The organism is Actinomyces oris (assembly GCF_001937665.1).
Classification (GTDB): domain Bacteria; phylum Actinomycetota; class Actinomycetes; order Actinomycetales; family Actinomycetaceae; genus Actinomyces; species Actinomyces stomatis.
On the sequence record NZ_MSKL01000031.1, the window covers coordinates 17,648 to 37,668 of the forward strand.

Annotated in this window: 15 protein-coding genes; 11 read left to right on the top strand and 4 right to left on the bottom strand. The window is 70.9% G+C overall.

Annotated elements, in window-relative coordinates:
• Window positions 1-105: 105 nt before the first annotated feature.
• Window positions 106-2,286 (bottom strand): alpha-galactosidase, encoded by a 2,181-nt coding sequence (locus tag BKH28_RS11870; protein WP_075418995.1) that lies wholly within the window; start codon window positions 2,284-2,286, stop codon window positions 106-108.
• A 192-nt stretch (window positions 2,287-2,478) separates the two neighbouring features.
• Here BKH28_RS11870 and BKH28_RS11875 point away from each other — a divergent pair, with 192 nt between their 5' ends.
• A complete protein-coding gene (locus BKH28_RS11875) occupies window positions 2,479-3,621 on the top strand; it encodes an ROK family transcriptional regulator (protein ID WP_075418996.1) in 1,143 nt (380 codons plus the stop codon).
• A 101-nt stretch (window positions 3,622-3,722) separates the two neighbouring features.
• Window positions 3,723-5,246: an NAD(P)/FAD-dependent oxidoreductase gene (locus BKH28_RS11880; protein WP_075418997.1), complete on the top strand. Its 1,524-nt coding sequence runs from the start codon at window positions 3,723-3,725 to the stop codon at window positions 5,244-5,246.
• Window positions 5,247-5,250: 4 nt separating this feature from the next.
• Here the strand turns inward: BKH28_RS11880 and gcvH are convergent, their stop codons facing one another.
• Genes gcvH through gcvP form a run of 3 tightly spaced genes read right to left on the bottom strand, consistent with a single transcriptional unit; the run spans window position 5,251 to window position 9,900 of the window.
• Window positions 5,251-5,637 carry a glycine cleavage system protein GcvH gene (gene gcvH, locus BKH28_RS11885; RefSeq protein ID WP_075418998.1) on the bottom strand — a complete coding sequence of 129 codons (387 nt, stop codon included), beginning with the start codon at window positions 5,635-5,637 and terminating at the stop codon, window positions 5,251-5,253.
• 45 nt (window positions 5,638-5,682) lie between these two features.
• Window positions 5,683-6,948 carry a glycine cleavage system aminomethyltransferase GcvT gene (locus BKH28_RS11890; RefSeq protein ID WP_075418999.1) on the bottom strand — a complete coding sequence of 422 codons (1,266 nt, stop codon included), beginning with the start codon at window positions 6,946-6,948 and terminating at the stop codon, window positions 5,683-5,685.
• A 30-nt stretch (window positions 6,949-6,978) separates the two neighbouring features.
• A complete protein-coding gene (gcvP, locus tag BKH28_RS11895) occupies window positions 6,979-9,900 on the bottom strand; it encodes an aminomethyl-transferring glycine dehydrogenase (protein ID WP_075419000.1) in 2,922 nt (973 codons plus the stop codon).
• Between the two features lie 175 nt (window positions 9,901-10,075).
• Here gcvP and miaB point away from each other — a divergent pair, with 175 nt between their 5' ends.
• The 9 genes from miaB to BKH28_RS11940 all read left to right on the top strand — a co-directional run bounded on the left by miaB (window position 10,076) and on the right by BKH28_RS11940 (window position 19,985).
• The gene (gene miaB / locus BKH28_RS11900) at window positions 10,076-11,737 is read left to right on the top strand and encodes a tRNA (N6-isopentenyl adenosine(37)-C2)-methylthiotransferase MiaB (RefSeq protein ID WP_075419001.1); all 1,662 of its coding nucleotides are present in this window, start codon (window positions 10,076-10,078) and stop codon (window positions 11,735-11,737) included.
• A gap of 141 nt (window positions 11,738-11,878) precedes the next feature.
• Entirely contained in the window at window positions 11,879-12,499 is a 621-nt protein-coding gene (locus BKH28_RS11905; RefSeq protein ID WP_075419002.1) for a TetR/AcrR family transcriptional regulator, read from the top strand.
• A 58-nt stretch (window positions 12,500-12,557) separates the two neighbouring features.
• The gene (gap, locus tag BKH28_RS11910) at window positions 12,558-13,562 is read left to right on the top strand and encodes a type I glyceraldehyde-3-phosphate dehydrogenase (RefSeq protein ID WP_075419003.1); all 1,005 of its coding nucleotides are present in this window, start codon (window positions 12,558-12,560) and stop codon (window positions 13,560-13,562) included.
• 199 nt (window positions 13,563-13,761) lie between these two features.
• Window positions 13,762-14,232, top strand: coding sequence for a YbjN domain-containing protein (locus tag BKH28_RS11915; protein ID WP_075419004.1), 471 nt, complete (start codon window positions 13,762-13,764; stop codon window positions 14,230-14,232).
• Window positions 14,232-15,011 (top strand): YbjN domain-containing protein, encoded by a 780-nt coding sequence (locus tag BKH28_RS11920; RefSeq protein WP_075419005.1) that lies wholly within the window; start codon window positions 14,232-14,234, stop codon window positions 15,009-15,011. Before BKH28_RS11915 ends, BKH28_RS11920 begins: the two co-directional genes overlap by 1 nt.
• Window positions 15,012-15,061: 50 nt before the next feature.
• Window positions 15,062-16,012 (top strand): tRNA (adenosine(37)-N6)-dimethylallyltransferase MiaA, encoded by a 951-nt coding sequence (gene miaA / locus BKH28_RS11925; protein ID WP_430515703.1) that lies wholly within the window; start codon window positions 15,062-15,064, stop codon window positions 16,010-16,012.
• A gap of 10 nt (window positions 16,013-16,022) precedes the next feature.
• Window positions 16,023-16,973 carry a diaminopimelate epimerase gene (locus BKH28_RS11930; RefSeq protein ID WP_075419007.1) on the top strand — a complete coding sequence of 317 codons (951 nt, stop codon included), beginning with the start codon at window positions 16,023-16,025 and terminating at the stop codon, window positions 16,971-16,973.
• A gap of 83 nt (window positions 16,974-17,056) precedes the next feature.
• On the top strand, window positions 17,057-18,460 hold the full coding sequence (gene brnQ, locus BKH28_RS11935) for a branched-chain amino acid transport system II carrier protein (RefSeq protein WP_075419008.1): 1,404 nt from the start codon (window positions 17,057-17,059) through the stop codon (window positions 18,458-18,460).
• 28 nt (window positions 18,461-18,488) lie between these two features.
• Complete coding sequence (locus tag BKH28_RS11940) at window positions 18,489-19,985, top strand: MFS transporter (RefSeq protein WP_075419009.1); 1,497 nt, start codon at window positions 18,489-18,491, stop codon at window positions 19,983-19,985.
• Window positions 19,986-20,021: the final 36 nt, after the last annotated feature.

A 20,021-nucleotide genomic window follows, 5' to 3' on the forward strand; every position in this document is an offset into this window, starting at 1 on the left:
AAATCGACGGTGATGTGGGAAAACGGGTCGAAGACGAATGGATGGGGGCAGGAACGGGTGGAAGCGAGGGTGAACGGGGCAGCGGCTCGGAGGATCGCCGAGCCGTCAGTCGACGGCGCTCACGCGCAGCAGGACGAGGTGGTCGGGGTGCAGCACCGGTAGTGCCAGACCCGTGGTGGTCAGGTAGGAACCCGGCAGGGTGACGCCCTCGGCCATCCAGCTCGCCGCGAGCCTCAGCTCGGGGTAGGTCGGCGCCGCCAGGCGCACGTGGTAGCGGCGCGAGGGGTCCAGGCCGGGCAGCGGGCGCGGCGCCGTGGGCCAGGCCAGGAGCTGACCCAGCGAGGCGATCTCGAACAGGGCGTCGGAGCCGTCAGGGGCGACGACGCCCTCGATGCGCAGCACGTCGTCGTCGGGCAGGTCCGCGTGGACCGTCACACCCGAGTGCAGCAGGCCACGCAGCTCCTTGTGCAGCGCGATGATGGAGGCCAGGCGCTCGCGGGTGGGCTCGTCCGCCTCGGTGAGGTCCCACTCCACGCCCATGTGGCCCCACAGGGCGGTCCCGGCCCGGAAGTCGAGGTCGAGGTCGCGCAGGGTGGTGTGGGCCCGCCCGGAGCCGACGTGGGTTCCCACCATCTCGGGAGGAAGCAGCAATGTGGTGCCGCGCTGGATGTTCTGGCGGTCGTGGGCGTCGATGCAGTCCGAGGCCCACACCCGCTGGGTGCGCTCCATGATCCCCAGGTCGATGCGGCCGCCGCCGCCGGCGCAGGACTCGATCTCCAGGGCGGGGAAGCGCTCGTGGAGCGCGTCCAGGAGCCGGTAGACGGCCAGGGTCTGGTCGTGGACGGCGGCCGCTCCCTGGCGTCCTGCGGTGGGGTCGGCGACCTCATGCCCTGCGGCCAGCAGGGGGGAGTTGTGGTCCCACTTGAGGTAGGCGATGCCGAGGCGCTCCACGAGGGTGGAGATGGCATCGAACAGGTAGTCCCAGGCGCCGGGGGCGGTCAGGTCCAGGACCCGCTGGTGGCGGTGCTCGGGCGCTCCGCCGGCGCCGTCGGACAGGATCCACTCCGGGTGGGCGCGGGACAGCTCGGAGTCGATGTTGATCATCTCCGGCTCGAACCACAGGCCGAACTCCATGCCCAGGGCGTGGACGTGCTCCACGAGCGGCTCCAGACCGTTCGGCCAGGCCTCGGGGGAGACCTGCCAGTCGCCCAGTCCCGAGGTGTCGTCGCGGCGGGAGCCGAACCAGCCGTCGTCCAGGACGTAGCGCTCGATGCCGACCTGGGCCGCGGCGTCGGCCAGGGCCTTGAGCTTGTCCAGATCGTGGTTGAAGTAGACGGCCTCCCAGGTGTTGAGCAGCACCGGGCGGGGACGGGTGGGGTGGGACGGGCGCGAGCGCAGCCAGGCGTGGCTGCGCTGGGCCAGGGCGTCCAGGCCCTCGCCCCAGGAGAAGACCGTCCACGGAGAGGTGTAGGTCTGCCCCGGGGCCAGCGAGACCTCGCCCGGCAGGAGCAGCTCTCCGGCTCCCAGGAGCTTTCGGCCCGAGGCCGGGTTCATCGCCAGGTGGCGGACGTTGCCGGACCATGCCGCATGAACGCCGTGGACGCGCCCGCTGCGCCATCCGAAGCCGGTGGTTCCGGCGGCCAGCCAGGTGACGGCGTCGTGCCCCGGGCGCCCCTCCCAGGACTCGCGCAGGCGGGTGCCCGGGGTGAAGGGGGTGCGCACGAGCCGGCGCTCCTGGACGTGGTGGCCGGTGGTGTCAAGCAGCTCGTCGGCACTGTCTGGCAACGGCAGCACCGCAGTGAGCTCGCCGACGACGAGATCGGCTCCCTGCTCGCCTTTGGACTCGGGGCGGTCGTCGCGGACCCAGGAGCGCACGCGTACCAGGCCGCAGGGTTCCAGGCGCAGCTCGGTACCCAGGGTCAGCTCGTGGACGGTGTCGGTTCCGCTGGAGCGCACGACGAGGGCGGTGCCGGCCGGGGTGTCCTCGGAGCTCTCCTCGTGGGTGAAGTCGGTGGGATGGGGTGAGAAGGCCGAGCCGTCGGTGCGTGAGAGCGCCACGGCGGGGCGTGAGCTCCAGCCCAGGTAGGCCAGGGGAAGGATCGGCAGGTCGTTGGTGATCCAGGCGGTGTTGGTTCCCAGGGACGTCGCTGCGGCCAGGGCCGCGTCGGTCAGGTCATCACCGCTGACGTCACCCAGGTCGGGGCCCCAGTGGCGCACCACCGGGAAACGGTCGTCGGGCAGGTCGAGGACTACGGAGGTGTCGGCTCGGCGCAGATGGAGGGTCATCATCGTCCTTCCAGGGGAGGGGAGAAGGGATCGGGAGCGATTCCTTGTAAGATGAAAATAATTGATGATGCTAGATTTCGCAAGGGTTTGCTCTACAGTGTCGGTACGACGTGGGCGGCGGTGGGCGTCGTCCCAGGTCACAGGGCATACGGCCCCTGTGGCAGCTGACGACGATGGAAACGGGAGCCGACGATGGGTGGTGGACGCAGCCTCGGCGCCAGGGCGCTGCTCGCCCTGATCTCCGCCGGCACCATGAGTCGTGGTGACCTCGGTGAGCGCCTGGGGCTCTCCGCGGCGACGACCACACGCACGGTGCGTCCCCTCATCGAGGCGGGGTTCGTCGTGGAGCAGCCGCCGGTGGAGGTGGATGGACCGGGGCGGCCCACCCGCCTGCTGGCCGTCGCCCCGAACAGTGCCACGGTTGCTGGCATCAAGCTCACGGATGACCGCCTCTACGCCGTTCTGACCGACCCGCTGGGTGAGGTTCTCATTGGCGACTCCGTGCCGCTGACCCAAACCGATGCCGGCTCCGTGACGGCCCTCATCGCCTCGGTCGTGGCGCAGCTGGCCGAGCGCAGTGGTCGACGGCCCGACGCGATCGGAATCTCCCTGGGGGCGGCTGTCATCGGGAGGCGGACTGTGGTGGTGGCCAGCTTCCTGGGGTGGCGTGATGTGCCTCTGGCCGCCATGGTCACCGAGGCCACTGGGCTGCCCTGCGTCGCGGCCAATGACGTGCGCGCCTTCGCCCATGCCGAGGCCTGGTTCGGGGCCGGTCGTGGAAAGGATCCCTTCGCCATGGTCACCCTCGGTGCCGGGATCGGCTGTGGGATCGTGGTGGCCGGTGAGGTCGTCTCCGGTGCGCAGGGGGCGGCCGGTAGCGTCGGACACCTGCCGGTGGATCCCTCGGGGCCCAGCTGCGAGATCGGGCACCCCGGGTGCGCTCGTGCTCTCGCCTCGACCTCCGGAATCCTGCGGGCGGCCGCCGAGCGCCTGGGATGTGAGGCTCAGGAGCTGAGCCTCGATCTGCTCCTGAGCTCCGACATGCGTCGCAACAACGGCGTCGACGACGTCCTGCGGCGTGCGGCGCTGGCGGTCGGAAGGGTGGTGGGGACTCTCGTCGCCTACGTCGACCCCGAGCTCGTCGTCGTCTCCGGGGAGGGTGTCGTCGTGGTGGAGACCTACCGGGAGGTCTTTGAGAAGGAGGTGGGCGGCCTGCGGCACTGGGCGGCGGCGCCAGTGCCGGTCCTGCTGCGTCCCTTCGAGTTCGACGAGTGGGCGCGGGGGGCGGCCGCTCTGGCCCTGGAGCAGTGGACGGTGGTGGCGGGCAATCGGTGAAAGGGAATCCTCGCCGCGCAAGCGCGCACTGTGACAGGAACCATGTCTAGGAACTAGGTCCCAGCGTGGTGTTGAACTAAGGGTCCCCTTAGATTGTGCGCATGATCCGCCGCACCACCATCGCGCTGTCCACCGCCGGTCTCCTGGCCGCCGGAGCCGCCCTCGCCCTGGCCGTACGTCCGGCCCGCCACGACGTCCCCGACGTCGCCGCCGGCACGGGCAGCCGCCGTCCGCCCCGCGTCGTCATCGCCGGTGGCGGCTACGTCGGCTTCTGCGTCGCCCGGGCCCTGCGCGCCCAGCTCAACCTCGACCAGGTCGAGATCGCCATCATCGACTCGCGCGCTTACATGACCTACCAGCCCTTCCTGCCGGAGGTCGCGGCCGGCTCCATCCAGCCGCGCCACGTCGTCGCCCCCCACCGCCGTAACCTCGACGGCGTCACCATCATCACCGGCGCCGTCACCGCCATCGACCACGCGGGCCGCACCGTTACCGTGCGTCCCCCGACCCCCCAGTCCACGCACGAGCGGGTCGAGCCCTACACCCTGACCTACGACCACCTCGTCATCGCCCTGGGCGCCGAGGCCCGCACCCTGCCGATCCCCGGCCTGGCGGAGCAGGCCATGGGCTTCAAGCAGGTCGAGGAGGCCACCGCCCTGCGCAACCGGGTCCTCACCCGCATCGAGGACGCCGCCTCCACCTGGGACACCGAGCGCCGCAGGCGCCTGCTCACCTTCGTCTTCGTCGGAGGAGGCTTCGCGGGCGTCGAGGCCATCGCCGAGCTCGAGGACATGGCACGCGCGACCGTGCGCACCATCCCTTCCATCGAGCAGCGCGACGTCCGCTTCGTCCTCGTCGAGGGCTCGCGCCGCATCCTGCCCGAGCTCACCGAGGAGCTCTCCGGCTACGGGCTGCAGCAGCTGCGCGAGCGCGGCATCGACGTGCGGCTCAACACCTTCCTCAACTCCTGCGTCGACGGCCACGTCGTCCTGTCCGACGGCACCGAGTTCGACGCCGACACCATCGTGTGGACCGCCGGCGTCAAGGCCGCCCCGGTGCTGCAGACCGCCTCCGACCTGCCCATCGACGCCCGCGGCCGTGTCACCGCGCTACCCACCCTCCAGGTGGCGCGCGACGGCGCGCCGGTCGAGGGAGCCTGGGCCGCCGGCGACTGCGCCGCCGTCCCGGACCTGACCTCCGAGGACCCCGAGGCCACCTGCGCCCCCACCGCCCAGCACGCGGTGCGTCAGGCCAAGTTGCTGGCCGACAACCTCGTGGCCGTCCTCGCCGCCGGGGACGAGAACGGTGTGCCTCTGAAGTCCTACGCCCACGAGAACCTCGGTACCGTGGCCTCCCTGGGGATCGGCAAGGGCGTGGCCCGCATCATGGGGCAGAACCTGCGCGGCTTCACCGCCTGGACCGCTCACCGTGGCTACCATGTCTACGCCATGCCGACCTTCAACCGGAAGGTGCGCATCATGATGGACTGGCTGGCCGCCGTCGTCTTCCGTCGCGACCTGGCCTCCTTCGGCTCCATCGCCGAGCCCGGCGCGGCCTTCGCCACGGCGGCCCGTCACGACGCCGACCTCGCCGCCCGCCGTAAGGCCGCCGAGAGCGGGTCCTGAGCGCTCAGCCGTCGACCACGGCGTCGAACCTGCCTGCGTAGTCCTGGGCGCTGAGCAGATCTCCCTCGGCGCTGACCGTCACCGTGAACAGCCAGCCGGCACCGTAGGGGTCCTCGTTGATGGTGCCCGGCTCGTCGACGACCGCCTCATTGACGTCGACGACGGTGCCGCTCACGGGCGAGACGAGGTCCGAGACGGACTTGGTCGACTCGAGCTCGCCGCAGGGCTCGCCCGCCTCGACCTGGGCGCCGACCTCGGGCAGGTCGACGAAGACGACCTCACCGAGAGCGTCGGCGGCGACGGTGGTGATGCCCACGCGTGCGGGCTCACCGTCCTCCAGCCACTCGTGGTCGATGCTGTAGCGCAGGTGAGCGCGCACGCTCTGAGCCATGATGGGGTCCTTCCTGTCAGGAGGTGGTGGATGGTGCGGGACGCCTTATCGGGTCCGCTTGTAGAAGGGGGAGTCGACGACCGTGACCTCCAGCGGCCTGCCGCGCACGTCGGCGACGAGCGCCGTGCCCATGGGCCAGGCGGGGGCGTCCTCACGCCAGGGACGCAGGAGAGCCAGGGCCACGGGGTGACCCAGCGTGGGTGACAGCAGGCCGGAGGTCACCGCACCGAGCACCTCGCCGTCGTCGCCCAGCACCGGCGCACCGGCCCGGGCCGCACGCCGACCCTCAGCGCTCAGGGCGACCAGCACCGAGGTGCCCTCGGTGCCCTCCTGCTCGGCCCGGGCGGCCAGGGCGTCACGTCCGACGAAAGCGCCCTTGTTGAGCCGCACCACCGCGCCCAGGCCGGCGTCGTAAGGCGTCATCCCCTCGTGGAGCTCGTGCCCGTACAGGGGCATCCCGGCCTCCAGCCGCAGGGAGTCGCGCGCTGCCAGTCCGCAAGGAGTCAGCGCCGGCACCGGCTCGCCGTCGATGACGGTGGGCTCCAAGGCCGCCGCGGCACTGGTGATGACCGTCCACAGGTCCACGGCGTCCTCCGCGCCGCAGAACAGCTCGAAGCCGTCCTCACCCGTGTAGCCGGTACGGGCCAGCAGCACCGGGTGCCCCGCCGCCGTCGCCCTGACGGCCGCGTAGAAGCGCAGGCGCTCCAAGAGCGTGGGACCGCACAGCACGTCCGGTCCGCAGTCGTCCTCCTCCGAGCCCTCAAGGGGCCTGAGAGCGCCGGGCATGGCGGCACCGGACTCGACGACGCCGACCAGCACCTCCTGCGCCCGCGGCCCCTGGACGGCGATGAGACAGGTGGCCAGGGAGATGTCCTCGACCGTGCAGTCGAATCCCGCGCAGCGGGCGACCAGCTCGGCGGCGACGCGCTCGCGGTTGCCGGCGTTGGGCACCACGAGGTACTCCTCGTCGCCCACGTGGTAGACGATGAGGTCGTCGATGACCCCGCCGGAGGGCGAGACCATCATCGTGTAGCGGGCGCGCCCCACCGCCACGGCGGACAGGGCCCCCACGAGCGCGTGGTCCAGGGCGGCCCCCGCCTCGGGGCCGGTGACCTTGACCTCACCCATGTGGGACAGGTCGAAGATCCCCGCGCTGCGGCGCACCGCGTGGTGCTCGGCCAGGTCAGAGGTGTAGCGCAACGGCATCTGCCAGCCGCCGAAGTCGGTGAAGGACGCGCCCAGGGCCGTGTGCACGCGGTGCAGGGGCGTGGTGCGCAGGACGGCTGCGCTGGTCTCGGTGTTCTTGCTCATCGCTGTCTCCTCGTCAGACGTGGTCCCGGCTCAGGCCTCGTGCGCCTCGAAGGCATCGGGTGGCGGGCAGGTGCACATCAGGTGGCGGTCGCCCCACGCGTTGTCCACCCGCGAGACCGGGGGGAAGTACTTGTCCGTCTCCATGCCCGCCAGCGGGAAGGCAGCGGTGGCGCGCGAGTAGGGCCGCTGCCACGGCTCGGCCGTGACGGCCGCCAGCGTGTGCGGCGAGCGGCACAGCACCGAGTCCTCCAGTGCCACGGCCCCCGAGGCGACCTCGTCGATCTCGGCACGGATCGAGCGCATGGCCGCGATGAATCGGTCCAGCTCGGCCAGGGGCTCGGACTCGGTGGGCTCGACCATGAGCGTGCCGGCCACGGGGAAGGAGAGGGTCGGTGCGTGGAACCCGTAGTCGATGAGCCTCTTGGCCACGTCCTCGGCGGTCACGCCCGTGGCCGCGGTGAGCGCACGCAGGTCGAGGACGCACTCGTGCGCTACGTGCCCGCGGTGGGTGTACAGGGTGGGGAAGACGTCGGCGAGCGCCTGTGAGAGGTAGCTCGCGTGGGCCAGCGCCGTGAGGGTGACCCGGCGCAGATCGGCGTCGGTGAGCGTGGCCAGGTACGTCCAGGCCAGCGGCATGACCCCCGCCGAGCCGAAGCGTGCCCCCATGGCCGCTGCCCCGCCGAAGCCCCGGTCATGGTCCTCGTCCGTCGGGACGGCCGATCCGACGGGACCGGCCGGAAGGTAGGGGGCCAGGTGCTCCTTGACGACGACGGGGCCCACGCCCGGACCGCCGCCGCCGTGAGGGATGGCGAAAGTCTTGTGCAGGTTGAGGTGGGACACATCGCCACCGAGGTCACCCGGGCGCAGCAGCCCCGTGAGGGCGTTGAGGTTGGCGCCGTCGATGTAGACCTGGCCGCCGGCGTCGTGGACGAGGGCGGTGACCTCAGTGACCTGCGGCTCGAAGACGCCGTGGGTGGACGGGTACGTGAGCATGATGGCCGCGACGCGTTCACCGTACTCGGCCAGGAGCCCGCGCAGGTGGTCGACGTCGATGGAGCCGTCCTCGGCGGTGGCGACCACCTTGACGCTGAAGCCGGCGCCGGCGGCCGAGGCGGCGTTCGTGCCGTGGGCGCTGGCGGGTACCAGGACGAGGTCGCGCTGCTGCTGCCCGGTGGCCCTGAGGTAGCCGCGCACCGCCAGCAGGCCGGCGAGCTCGCCCTGGGCGCCGGAGGCCGGCTGCAGGCTGCACCGGTCGTAGCCGGTCAGCTGCGCCAGCCGGTCGGCGAGACCGTCCAGCAGCAGGCGCCAGCCACGTGTCTGGGTCGCGGGGGCGTAGGGGTGGATGCCGGCGAGCCCGGGGCTGAGCCACACGGCCGACTGCGCGGCCGCGTTGAGCTTGAGGGTGCACGAGCCCAGCGGGATCATCGTCCGGTCGAGGGCGAGGTCGCGGTCCGCCAGCCGCCGGATGTAGCGCACGAGGGCGGTCTCGCTGCGGTGGCGGTGGAAGCTCGGGTGGGTCAGGAAGGTGCTCGAGCGCGCCAGTGACGCGGGCAGAGGGAACCGGGGGGCGCCGTCGTTGCCCGGGGCGGGATCCTGCGCGGCGTGGGGGAGGGCATCGGCGAACGCCCGCAGGACCGTGGTGACGTCGTCATCGGTGGTGGTCTCGTTGACGCTCACACCCACGTGGTCAGTGTCGAGCAGGCGCAGGTTGTAGCCCAGCGCCTCAGCGCGCTCGATGGCGTTGCGAGCGGCGCCGGGCAGGCGCACGCTCACCGTGTCGAAGAACTCCTCGTGCTCGAGGGCGAGCCCGAGCGCGCAGGCGCCGACGGCCAGGTGCTCGGCCTGGCGGTGCACGTGCTCGGCGATGGACACCAGGCCCTCGGGACCGTGGTAGACCGCGTAGAAGGCCGCGACGACCGCCAGCAGGGCCTGTGCGGTGCAGATATTCGAGGTGGCCTTCTCCCGGCGGATGTGCTGCTCGCGGGTCTGCAGGGCCAGGCGGTAGGCCTCACGGCCCTCGGTGTCCCGGGAGACGCCGACGACGCGTCCCGGCAGCTGGCGTCGCAGGGCCTCGGTGACAGACATGAAGCCCGGGTGGGGGCCTCCGAAGAACAGGGGCACTCCCAGGCGCTGCGCGGTGCCGACGGCGATGTCCGCGCCGACGGCGCCCGGCTCGGTCAGCAGCGTCAGGGCCAGAGGGTCGGCGTCGACTGCCACCAGGCCGCCGCGGGCGTGGACGGCCGCGACGGCACCGGCGAGGTCCTGGACGAGTCCGCGGCTGGTGGTGTGGGCCAGGACCGCCCCGGTCAGGGGCGCGCCGTCGTCGGTGATCGTGGAGATGCAGACGACCTCGACGTCGATGCCCAGGGCCTCGGCCCGGGCCGAGGCCACCTCGATGAGCTGGGGGTGCAGGCCGGAGTCAAGGAGCACGGGGGCGCCGGGGCCACGGTGCGCGCGCGTCATGAGCAGGACGGCCTCTGCCACGGCCGTGGCCTCGTCCAGCAGGGAGGTGCAGGCCACCGGCAGGCCGGTGAGATCGGCCACGACGGTCTGGAACAGCAGCTGGGCCTCCAGGCGCCCCTGGCTGATCTCCGCCTGGTAGGGGGTGTAGGCGGTGGTCCATGCGGGGTTGGACAGGACGTCGCGCACGATGACGGCGGGGGTGATGGTGGGGTGGTAGCCGCGCCCGATCATCTCGGTGTGCGGGTCGTTGAGGGCGGCTAGGGACCTGAGCGCGTCGACGGCCTCGTCCTCGCTCAGCCCGCCGACGACGGCATCGGGTCGCTCGGGCTGCTGCGGGAGGTCGAGGACGGGAAGGGTGGCGGGGACCACCCGGACGGCCAGGTCCTCCAGGCTCCGAGCACCGATGCTGGTCAGGACCGTGTCCAGGTCCGCTCCCGTCGTGCCCAGGTGCCGGTTCAGGAAGCGCGTGGGTGTGTGGGGCGCCGTCATGACCCTCCCTCTCGTCGTGTGGCGCGTCACATCCTAGTGAAGGAGCCCGCATCCGCGCAGCAGAATGGAAGCGGCGCTCCGTGAGGCTCAGGTCGAGGACCATCAGCCGTGCATCTGGTCACGACGGTCCGTCAGGGCTGGGGCGGGGCCCCGCCGCCACCTACACTGCTCGGCGATGACCACGCTCACCACATCCGCCCCTGTTCTCGATGCCCGAGGCGGTCGGCCGCGCACCTACCACGTGCGCACGCTCGGCTGCCAGATGAACGTCCACGACTCCGAGCACATGGCGGGACTGCTGGAGAGGGCAGGCTACCTGCGCGTCGAGGACGTGCCCGAGGCCGCCGCCCGCGCCACCGACGCCGGTGACGGCGGGGCCGACGTCGTCATCATCAACACCTGCTCCGTACGTGAGAACGCCGCCACCCGGCTCCTCGGCAACCTGGGCCAGCTCGCCGCCGTCAAGCGCGAGCGCCCCGGCATGCAGATCGCCGTGGCCGGGTGCCTGGCCCAGCAGATGGGGGAGGGGATCGTCGATCGGGCACCCTGGGTCGACGTCGTCTTCGGCACCCACAACCTCGACGTCCTGCCCGCCCTGCTCGAGCGCGCCCGGCACAACTCCGCGGCCGCCGTCGAGCTCGAGGAGTCCCTCAAGGTCTTCCCCTCCACCCTGCCCACCCGCCGCGAGTCCTCTTACGCCGCCTGGGTCTCCATCGCCGTGGGCTGCAACAACACCTGCACCTTCTGCATCGTGCCCTCCCTGCGCGGTAAGCAGCGTGACCGCCGCCCCGGCGACGTCCTGGCCGAGGTCGAGGCCGTCGCCGCGCAGGGGGCCATCGAGGTGACCCTCCTGGGGCAGAACGTCAATTCCTACGGGGTCGGTTTCGGCGACCGCGGTGCCTTCGCCAAGCTGCTGCGGGCGACCGGATCAGTTGAGGGCATCGAGCGCGTGCGCTTCACCAGCCCCCACCCCGCCGCTTTCACTGACGACGTCATCGAGGCCATGGCCACCACCGAGGCCGTCATGCCCAGCCTGCACATGCCCCTGCAGTCCGGCTCGGACCGGGTGCTGCGCGCCATGCGCCGCTCCTACCGAACCCAGCGCTTCCTGGGCATCCTGGACAAGGTCAGGGACGTCATGCCCGAGGCCGCCATCACTACTGACATCATCGTCGGCTTCCCCGGCGAGACCGAGGAGGACTTCCAGGCCACTCTGGACGTCGTCGAGCAGGCCCGCTTCGCCTCGGCCTACACCTTCGAGTACTCCCCGCGCCCGGGCACGCCCGCCGCCGACCGCGACGACCAGGTCCCCGCCGAGGTCGTCAAGGACCGCTACCGGCGGCTCGATGCGCTCGTGCGTCGCATCGCCCACGAGGAGAACGAGCGCCAGGAGGGGCGCGTCGTGGAGGTGCTCGTCGCCGAGGGCGAGGGGCGCCGGGACTCGGTCACCGCCCGCATCTCCGGGCGCGCCGCCGACAACCGGCTCGTTCACGTCGCCCTGCCCGAGGGGCTGGCCGAGGACGACTACGCCGGCGGTGCCCCGCGCCCCGGCGACATGGTCAGCGTGCGCGTCACGCACGGTGCCCCCCACAACCTCATCGCCGACTCCGCCCGCTGCGGGCGGGAGCTGGACCCGTTCGCCGCGGCCGCCAATGAGGCCCTCAAGCCCGGCGACCGCCTTTGGCTCGACGACGGCCCCGCCCTGTTCCAGGTGCGACGCACCCGTGCCGGTGACGCCTGGGAGCGCCGCCAGGCCGAGGCCTGCGCCACGCCCGAGCCCGACACCGCCCCGGTGAGCCTGGGCCTTCCCACCCTGCGCGTGGGTGCACCCATCTGACTGAATCCCACATGGGCTCTATTCAGTGGATGAGTGCTCTTGTGTTCTGTACCTAGAGGTATGTACAGTTCTGGCATCAGTTTCAGGAGGGAGCAGACTCGGGTGGCCGCCGTGCCTCCCGGGGGTTCGTCATGGTGAGGTATGTACAGTTCTGGTGTGGACTCGAGAGAGAAGCTAGTTGAGGCGATGGCCGAGCTGATGTGGGAGCGTGGTTACAGCGCCACGAGCCCGCGAGCGGTTCGCGAGCTCTCCGGCGTCGGCCAGGGGAGCATGTATCACTACTTCCCGACCAAGCGGGATCTCGGGCTGGCAGCCCTGAATCACAACTGCCAGGTCCAGCTGGATTCCTGGAAGGCCACGCTCAAGGGCCTTGAGGATCCGCTTGAGATCCTCAGTGCCTACCTCACCCTCCCGCGTGATCCACTCAAAGGCTGCCGAGTCGGTCGGATGGCCCAGGACAAGGCTGTGGTGGCTGACGACGGTCTTCGTGAGCCGGTCGCCGAGACCTTCGCCCGGCTTCGCGAGATGCTGGCCACGGTCATTGGTGTGGCCAGGTCGCAGGGGCGTCTGCCGGCGGACCTTGAGCCGGACCACCTGGCTCGCACGATGGTCGCTGTTGTTCAGGGCGGTTACGTCCTGGCCATGGCCGAGCAGGACAGAGCCCCGTATGACGCGGCCTGTCAAGGCGCCCTCGAGTTGCTCCGTGTAGCGGCCGGGACCGCCGGTACGGCTCCTGGCGGCGACGGGTCCGCCTCCTCCTGATCCTGACAAGTCGGCGTCGGTGTCCGCCGGCGCCACCATTCACCGAAGGAGAAGGATCATGACCATTCGTATCGGTATCAACGGCTTTGGACGTATCGGACGCACGTACCTGCGTGCCGCGCTGGCCGGCGCAGCGGACGTCGAGGTCGTTGCCGTCAACGACCTGACCGACGCAGGCACGCTGGCCACGCTCTTGGAGTGGGACTCAGTGGCCGGGCACCTCGACGGCGTTGCCACCGACGGCGAGGACCTCGAGGTCGCAGGGCGGACCATTAAGGTCTTCTCCGAGCCGGACCCGGCCAAGATTCCCTGGGGTGAGGTCGGGGCCGACGTCGTCATCGAGTCCACCGGGTTCTTCGTTGACCGGGACAAGGCCGCCCAGCACCTCAAGGGAGGCGCCAAGAAGGTCATCGTCTCCGCACCCGCCAAGGGCGACGTCCCCACCTTCGTCCTGGGGGTCAACGACGGCCAGCTGGATGTCTCCGCCGCCGACGTGTTCTCCAACGGATCGTGCACCACCAACTCCCTGGCCCCGCTCGCCAGGGTCCTCCACGACGCCTTCGGGATCGAGAGCGGTCTCATGACGACGATCCACGCCTACACCGGGGACCAGCGGCTTCACGACGCGCCTCACAAGGACCTGCGTCGGGCGCGCGCTGCCGCCGCCTCCATCGTTCCCACCTCCTCAGGGGCCGCCCGGGCCATCGGTCTGGTCATCCCCGAGCTCGACGGGCGTCTGACCGGTGCTTCCCTGAGGGTTCCGGTTCCGGTCGGCTCGATCACCGACTTCACCGTGGTCACCTCCCGCCCGGTAACGGTCGAGGACGTCAACGCGGCCTTCCGTGAGGCTGCCGATCACGGACCGCTGGCCGGATACCTGCAGTACTCCCAGGCGCCGATCGTCTCCCACGACATCGTTGGCAACCCGCACTCCTCGATCTTCGATGCGCCTCTTACCGAGGTGATCGACGGTCAGGTCAAGGTCTTCGGGTGGTACGACAACGAGTGGGGCTTCTCCAACCGCCTCGTGGAGTTCTCCCAGAGGATCGGTGAACAGCTCTGACTCGTGCCGCGCCTTGGATGCGGTGCGGTGCGGGCTCGGTGCCGATTCCGGTCGCACAGCCCGCACCCTCCGCGTCCGACGGCGAGCGATGGGAAAAGGGACGGGGAGCCGTCTGAGAATCCCGTCTGTTTTGCGCTGACGGTGGAGCGGGCCGGGCTGCGTTGGGGAGCAGCCCGTGGGCCCCGCTAGGCTGGGAAGCATGCCCAGCTTCGACGCCAGCTCTGCTGCCGCCGCCACGGTCCCCAGGCCCGTGGACGTCGACCGTATCCACGAGTGCGTCAAACGACTGGGGCTGCGCTACTTCATCGACGATGAGGGCGACATCGGCATCCCCTGGCGCTACGTCACCGTCCACGCCATCTTTCAGGACACCAGGGCCGTCCAGATGCGCGGGATCTGGCACCGCATCGCCGATACCGAGCACCTGACCCAGCTGCGCGCCCTGGTCGAGGACTGGAACACCACCCGCATCGGCCCCAAGGCGTACCTCACCGTCGCCGACGGCGGAGTCGTGCGTCTTCACGGCGAGTACACCTACCCCCTCGAGGCGGGGATGACGGACCGGCAGCTCGAGGACTTCGTCTTCGGCGGCTGTCGGCTCATCGTCGCCCTCATGCACGAGGCCGAGCAGCAGTTCCCCGACGAGCTGCGCGGAAGCCTGGAGCCGTGATGCCGCGACTGCAACGCCTCACCGACTTCATCGCACGCCTCCTGGGCAAGGAGTGGGACGTGCGGGCGCTGGACCATCAGCGCACCAACCAGCCGGGCGACTCGCGTGGCCGGCCCGACGAGCCGCCGACTGTCTCACCGTACTCCGTCGATCATATGGGGTCTGCAGGCTCAGCCGACTCGTCCGACCCGGCCGACTCCGGTGCCCCGTCGGAGTCGGCCCCCACGGCTGAGTCGGCACAGGCCTCCGACGTCACACACACCTGGTCGAGCAGACAAGGCCAGTTGGAGGAGGACCCGGCATCGGGAGGAGAGGGCACCGACCGCTCCGCGGATCTGGAGCCGACCGATGAGGCGCCCCAGGCACTGACCCTGGCAAGGATCGAGTCCATGCTCACCGGTCCCATGGAGTACAACGTTCAGCTGACCGACGACCGCGAGCACCCCTGCCTCCTGGGCACCTGGGACTCCTTCCCCTTCGTCATCGAGATTCCTGAGGGGCACGAGGGCTGGCTCCTGGTCTCCGGGGACTGGGAGGAGGCTGCCCCCGCCTCCCAGCGCGACGAGATCGCCGCCAGCGTCAACGACTGGAACCGGGACAAGTTCTTCCCCACCGTCGGCGTCGTCGACACCCCCATCGGCCCGCTGGTACGCGCCACCTACCTCACTGACCTGTCCGCGGGGGTCACTGACGCCCAGCTGCGCCTCCACCTGGATACGGCGCTGTCCGCCTGCACTCAGGCGCTCAGCCTCGTGGGTCCCCTCCTACCGGAGATCTGAGCGCAGTGAGCTCAGCAGCTTCGGGCGCCCCCTGTCCGGTAAGGGTCGCCGTGGTGGGCCCCACCGCCACCGGCAAGTCCGACCTCGCCCTCGCTCTCGCCGACCAGGCGCAGGCCGGTGGAATGTCCGACGGCGCCGAGATCATCAATGCCGACGCCTCCCTGCTCTACCGGGGCATGGACATCGGCACCGCCAAACCCAGCCCCGCCGAGAGGGCCCGCGCCCCCCACCACCAGATCGACGTCCTCACCGTCAGGGACCGGGCATCGGTGGCCGCCTTCCAGCGCAGCGCCCGCGGTGACATCGACGCCGTCGAGTCACGGGGCCACCTGCCGATCATCGCCGGAGGATCCGGCCTGTACGTGCGGGCCCTGACCGACGACCTCGACTTCCCCGGCACCGACCCGACCGTCCGCACCCGCCTGAGCGAGCGCGCCGAGAGGGAGGGGACCGCCGCCCTCCACGCCGAGCTGGCCCGCCTCGACCCGGCCGCAGCCGAGCGCGTCGAGGCCTCCAACACCCGCCGGATCGTACGGGCCCTCGAGGTCATCGAGATCACAGGCCGCCCCTTCTCCGCCTCCCTGCCCCGCTACGAGGACATCGCCCCCACCGTCCACATCGCCCTGCGCTGCGAGCGCCGACTCCTGGACCTGCGCATCAACGACCGGGCCCGCGCCATGTTCGAACGCGGCCTGGTCGAGGAGGTCGAGACCCTCATCGACCAGGGCATCCGGGAGGGGCAGACCGCCCCACGCGCCATCGGCTACGCCCAGGCTCTCGCGGTCATCGACGGGACCATGAGCGTGCCCGAGGCGGTCGACTCCACCGCCCTGGCCACCCGCCAGCTCGCCTCCCGCCAGATCAAGTGGTTCCGGCGCGACCCACGGGTGCACTGGATCGATGTCGCCCTCACTGAGACCGGGCAGTGCACCGACTCCGAGCGCTCCCGGATGGTTCGGCAGGCATGGGAACTCGTCCTCGCACGTCGCGGCGTCGCTTAGGCTAGGAGCCATGCCGCACTCGACAGGTCTCCGCGGTCGTGAGCTCATCAAGGGCCACGCGACCCTCAACGACTTCCTCATGCTGGTCGACCCCAGCTGCGAGGTCGCCATCAGCGGCGCCGACATCGCAGCGGTCTGCGACCGCCACAGCGGCATCGGCGCCGACGGCTTCGTGCGCGTCGTGCGGACCACCGCCCTGCCTGGCGCCGGGGCCTTCGCCGCGGCGGTGCCCGAGGCCGAGTGGTTCATGGACTACTACAGCGCCGACGGAACCGTGGCCGAGATGAGCGGCAACGCCGCACGCCTGTTCGCCCACGTCCTGGACCGAGAGGGGCTGCGTCCCATCGCCGACGGCGAGTCCGTCACCATCGGCACACGTGGAGGTGCTCGCACCATCACCCGCCTGGACGAGCTGTGGACCGTGGACATGGGGCCGGTCCGCCTCACCAGCCCCGAGGAGGCCGACGACGAGGGCTGGGACACAGCCGTCGTCGTCCCCGGCCTGGCCGGGGAACGAGCCGCCCTGAGTGTCGAGCTCTCCGGCCCTCACACCGTCGTCGCCCTGGGGGAGGAGAACGAGCTCGAGGCGGCCGCCTTCGCCGGACTCACCGACTCCGCGGACCCGGTCGCCTACGACCCCGTCCCCGAGGCCGGCACCAACCTCGAGCTCGTCGTGCCGCTGGGGGAGGAGATCGACCCCGACAGCCAGTCACCGGTGGGTATCGCCCGCATGCGCGTCCTGGAGCGCGGCATGGGGGAGACCCCCTCCTATGGAGCGGGGTGCTGCGCCGTCGCCGTCGCCCTGCACACCTGGACCGGGCCGGGTGCTCCCGAGGACTACCGGCTGCTCGTTCCCGGCGGAGAGATCGGGGTCCATGTGGGCGCCGACCCCCTGGGCGAGGACAGCAGCGTGCTGCTGACCGGACCGGCCGCGATCACCGGACGGGTCACCATCGCCTGAGGCCCTTCAGGCCCGCCGCCATCCGCACTGCTCCCGGACGTCGCACCGACGCCGCATCCGAGATAGAGAAACCGACTACCGCTATGCCCCAGCCATCCACACGCACCGCAGTCGGCGCCATCCTGCCGACCGGCCTGATGCTCTTCGCCCTGTTCTTCGGGGCGGGTAACCTCATCTTCCCGCCCCTGCTGGGCGCCGCCTCGGGCAGGTCCTTCATCCCGGTCATGGCGGGCTTCATCGCCACCGGGGTGCTCATGCCGCTCATCACCGTCGTGGCCGTCTCCACCTCCGGGGAGGGGATCCTCGGCCTGGCCCGCAGAGTGGGACCCCGATTCGGCACAGTCATGCCGCTGGCGGTCTACCTGGCGATCGGCCCGCTGTACGCCATTGCCCGTGTCACCACGGTTGCCTACGAGCTGGCGACCCGCCCCGTTCTTGAGCTGTGGGGCTTCCACGACTCCCGCCTGGCCCTGCTGGTGCACGTGACGGTGTTCATGGGGGTGTCCTTCAGCATCGCCCGCAGCCCGAGCCGCCTGGCCGACCGCGTCGGCCGCTGGCTGACCCCCGCCCTGCTGGCCCTGCTTGCCCTGCTGTGCGGGGTCACCATCCTGATGTCCCCCAGGGTGGAGCGCGAGGCCATCGAGCCCTACGCGAGTGATCCTCTGACCAATGGGCTGACTCAGGGCTACCTCACCATGGACGTCCTGGCGGCCACCGTCTTCGGCATCGTGGTCATCACCTCCCTGCGCGAGCGCGGCCTGACCTCTCCCCGGGCGCTGGTGCGCGGCACGATCCTGTCCGGTGGTATCGCCGCCGCGCTCCTGGGGCTGGTGTACATCGGCCTGGCCGTCCTGGGAACTCGCACCCGTGGGCAGATCACCGCCGACACCAAGGACGGCACCGAGCTGCTGCGCAACGCGGCCTCCTCCACGCTGGGGACCTCGGGCGTCGTCATCTTCGCCGCCATCGTCATCCTGGCCTGCCTGACCACAGCCGTGGGGCTGCTGGCCTCCTGGGCCGGCTACGCCTACACCGCCTGGCCGGCCGTCTCCTTCAACCGACAGCTCGCCGCCTGCGCGATCGTCTCCTTCACCCTGGCCAACCTGGGGCTGAGCGCCATCCTCAAGATCGCGGGGCCATTGCTGTTCCTGCTCTACCCCTTCGCCATCGCCCTGGTCGCCGTGACACTGGTCGACGCCCTGGCACCGGGACGGCTCAGGGCCGCCTACCGATGGTGCGTGACCACAGCCGGGATCCTCGGATCCGTCTCCGCCATCACCGCCGCCGGCTGGGACGGCCCCAGCAAGCTGCTCGCGCGCACCGGGCTGTGGAGCGACTCCACCGGATGGATCCTGCCGGCACTCCTCGCCTTGGGGATTGGGATCGTTCTGGACGTCCGCTCAGGGGCCTGGTCCACGCCTGCGCCTGGGGAACCCCCCAGCCAGGTCCAGCACGACGTCGAGCACGCCGCCGCCTCACAGCTGTGAGCCGCCCGGCTCGCGGTAGCCTCTCGACGTGCCCAAGCCTCGCCCCAGTGTCCCACCCGAGACGCCGTGTCCGGACCATGAGCGGCTTCTGCCGACACTGCTCATCCCCGCCTTCGTCACGCTGCTGGCCGTCTCCTCGGTCAACGTCATCCTGCCGGCGGTCTCTCACAGCCTGAGTGCCGGTACCACAGGCCTCCAGCTCGTCGTCTCCGGCTACGCCCTCGTCTTCGGGGTCGCCCTCGTCCCGGCCGGCCGCGCCGGCGACGTCATGGGGCGGGGTCGGCTCTTCGTCATCGGCATGCTCCTGTTCGGGGTCGGAGCCCTCGCCTCGGGCCTGGCTCCTGACGTCGTCACCCTCAACCTGGCCCGTGTCGTCATGGGAGTCGGCTCAGGGCTGCTCAATCCTCAGGTGACCGGCATGATCCAGCAGTACTACACCGGTGAGGCCCGAGGACGCGCCTTCGGGCTCTTCGGCGCCGTTATCGGGGTCTCGGTGGCGCTGGGGCCGGTGCTCAGCGGCGGGTTCATCGGTTGGCTCGGGGACGACTGGGGCTGGCGCGCCTCCTTCCTCATCAACGTCCCCCTCACCCTGGCCGGTGTCTGGGCCGCACGTCGGTACCTGCCGGCCTCCGCCTGGCGCCGGGGCAGCGACACAGGTCAGACGGAACAGGCGGACAGCCCCGATGCCGACACCGCCGGGGCCACCCACCGCGGCGGGATCGATCTCGACCCGGTGGGGATGGGGCTGCTCGCCGTCGGCACGCTGCTCATCATGATCCCCTTCATGGAGGCCTCGGCCGGCACCTGGATCTGGGGCCTGGAGGCCGCCGGCATCGGCGTCATCGGCGTCTGGGTGGCCTGGGAGAAGCGCTACCGGGCCAGGGGTGGCGCCCCCATGGTGGACCTCAGCCTGCTGGCCATCCCCTCCTTCGCCTACGGCAGCCTGGCCATCGCCGTGTACTTCCTGGGCTACACCAGCGTGTGGATCATCGTGGCCCAGTACGTCCAGGCCGGCCTGGGATCCACCGCGCTGGCCAGCGGCCTCATCGGAGTCCCGGCCGCCCTGGCGGCATCGATCACCGCGGCTGTCGCCGGCCGCCGGGTGATCCGGGTGGGGCGGGTCATGGTGCTCGGCGGCATGGTGCTGGGCATGGCCGGACTGCTTGCGAGCATCGGCATCATGCACATGCATGCGCGCGCGGGGTGGAGTCCCTGGTGGCTGACCCTCACGCTGCTGGTGCTCGGAGTGGGGCAGGGCCTCGTGGTCTCCCCGAACCAGACCCTCTCCCTGGCCGACGTCCCCCTGGAGTACGCCGGGGCCGCGGGCGGCATCCTCCAGACCGGTGAGCGCATCGGCGCCTCCATCGGCATCGCCGTCATCACGGGCCTGACCTTCCGGGTCTCACACTCCTCGGGCTGGGAGGTCGCCGCTCAAGCCGGCCTGCTGGCAGTCGTGGCCACCATCGCCGTCTCCGCAGGGGTCGCCGTCATCGACTTGCTCCTGGCGAGACGACGACGCCGGTAGACCGACGGGAGCGTCGCCAGGATCGCCGTCACGACA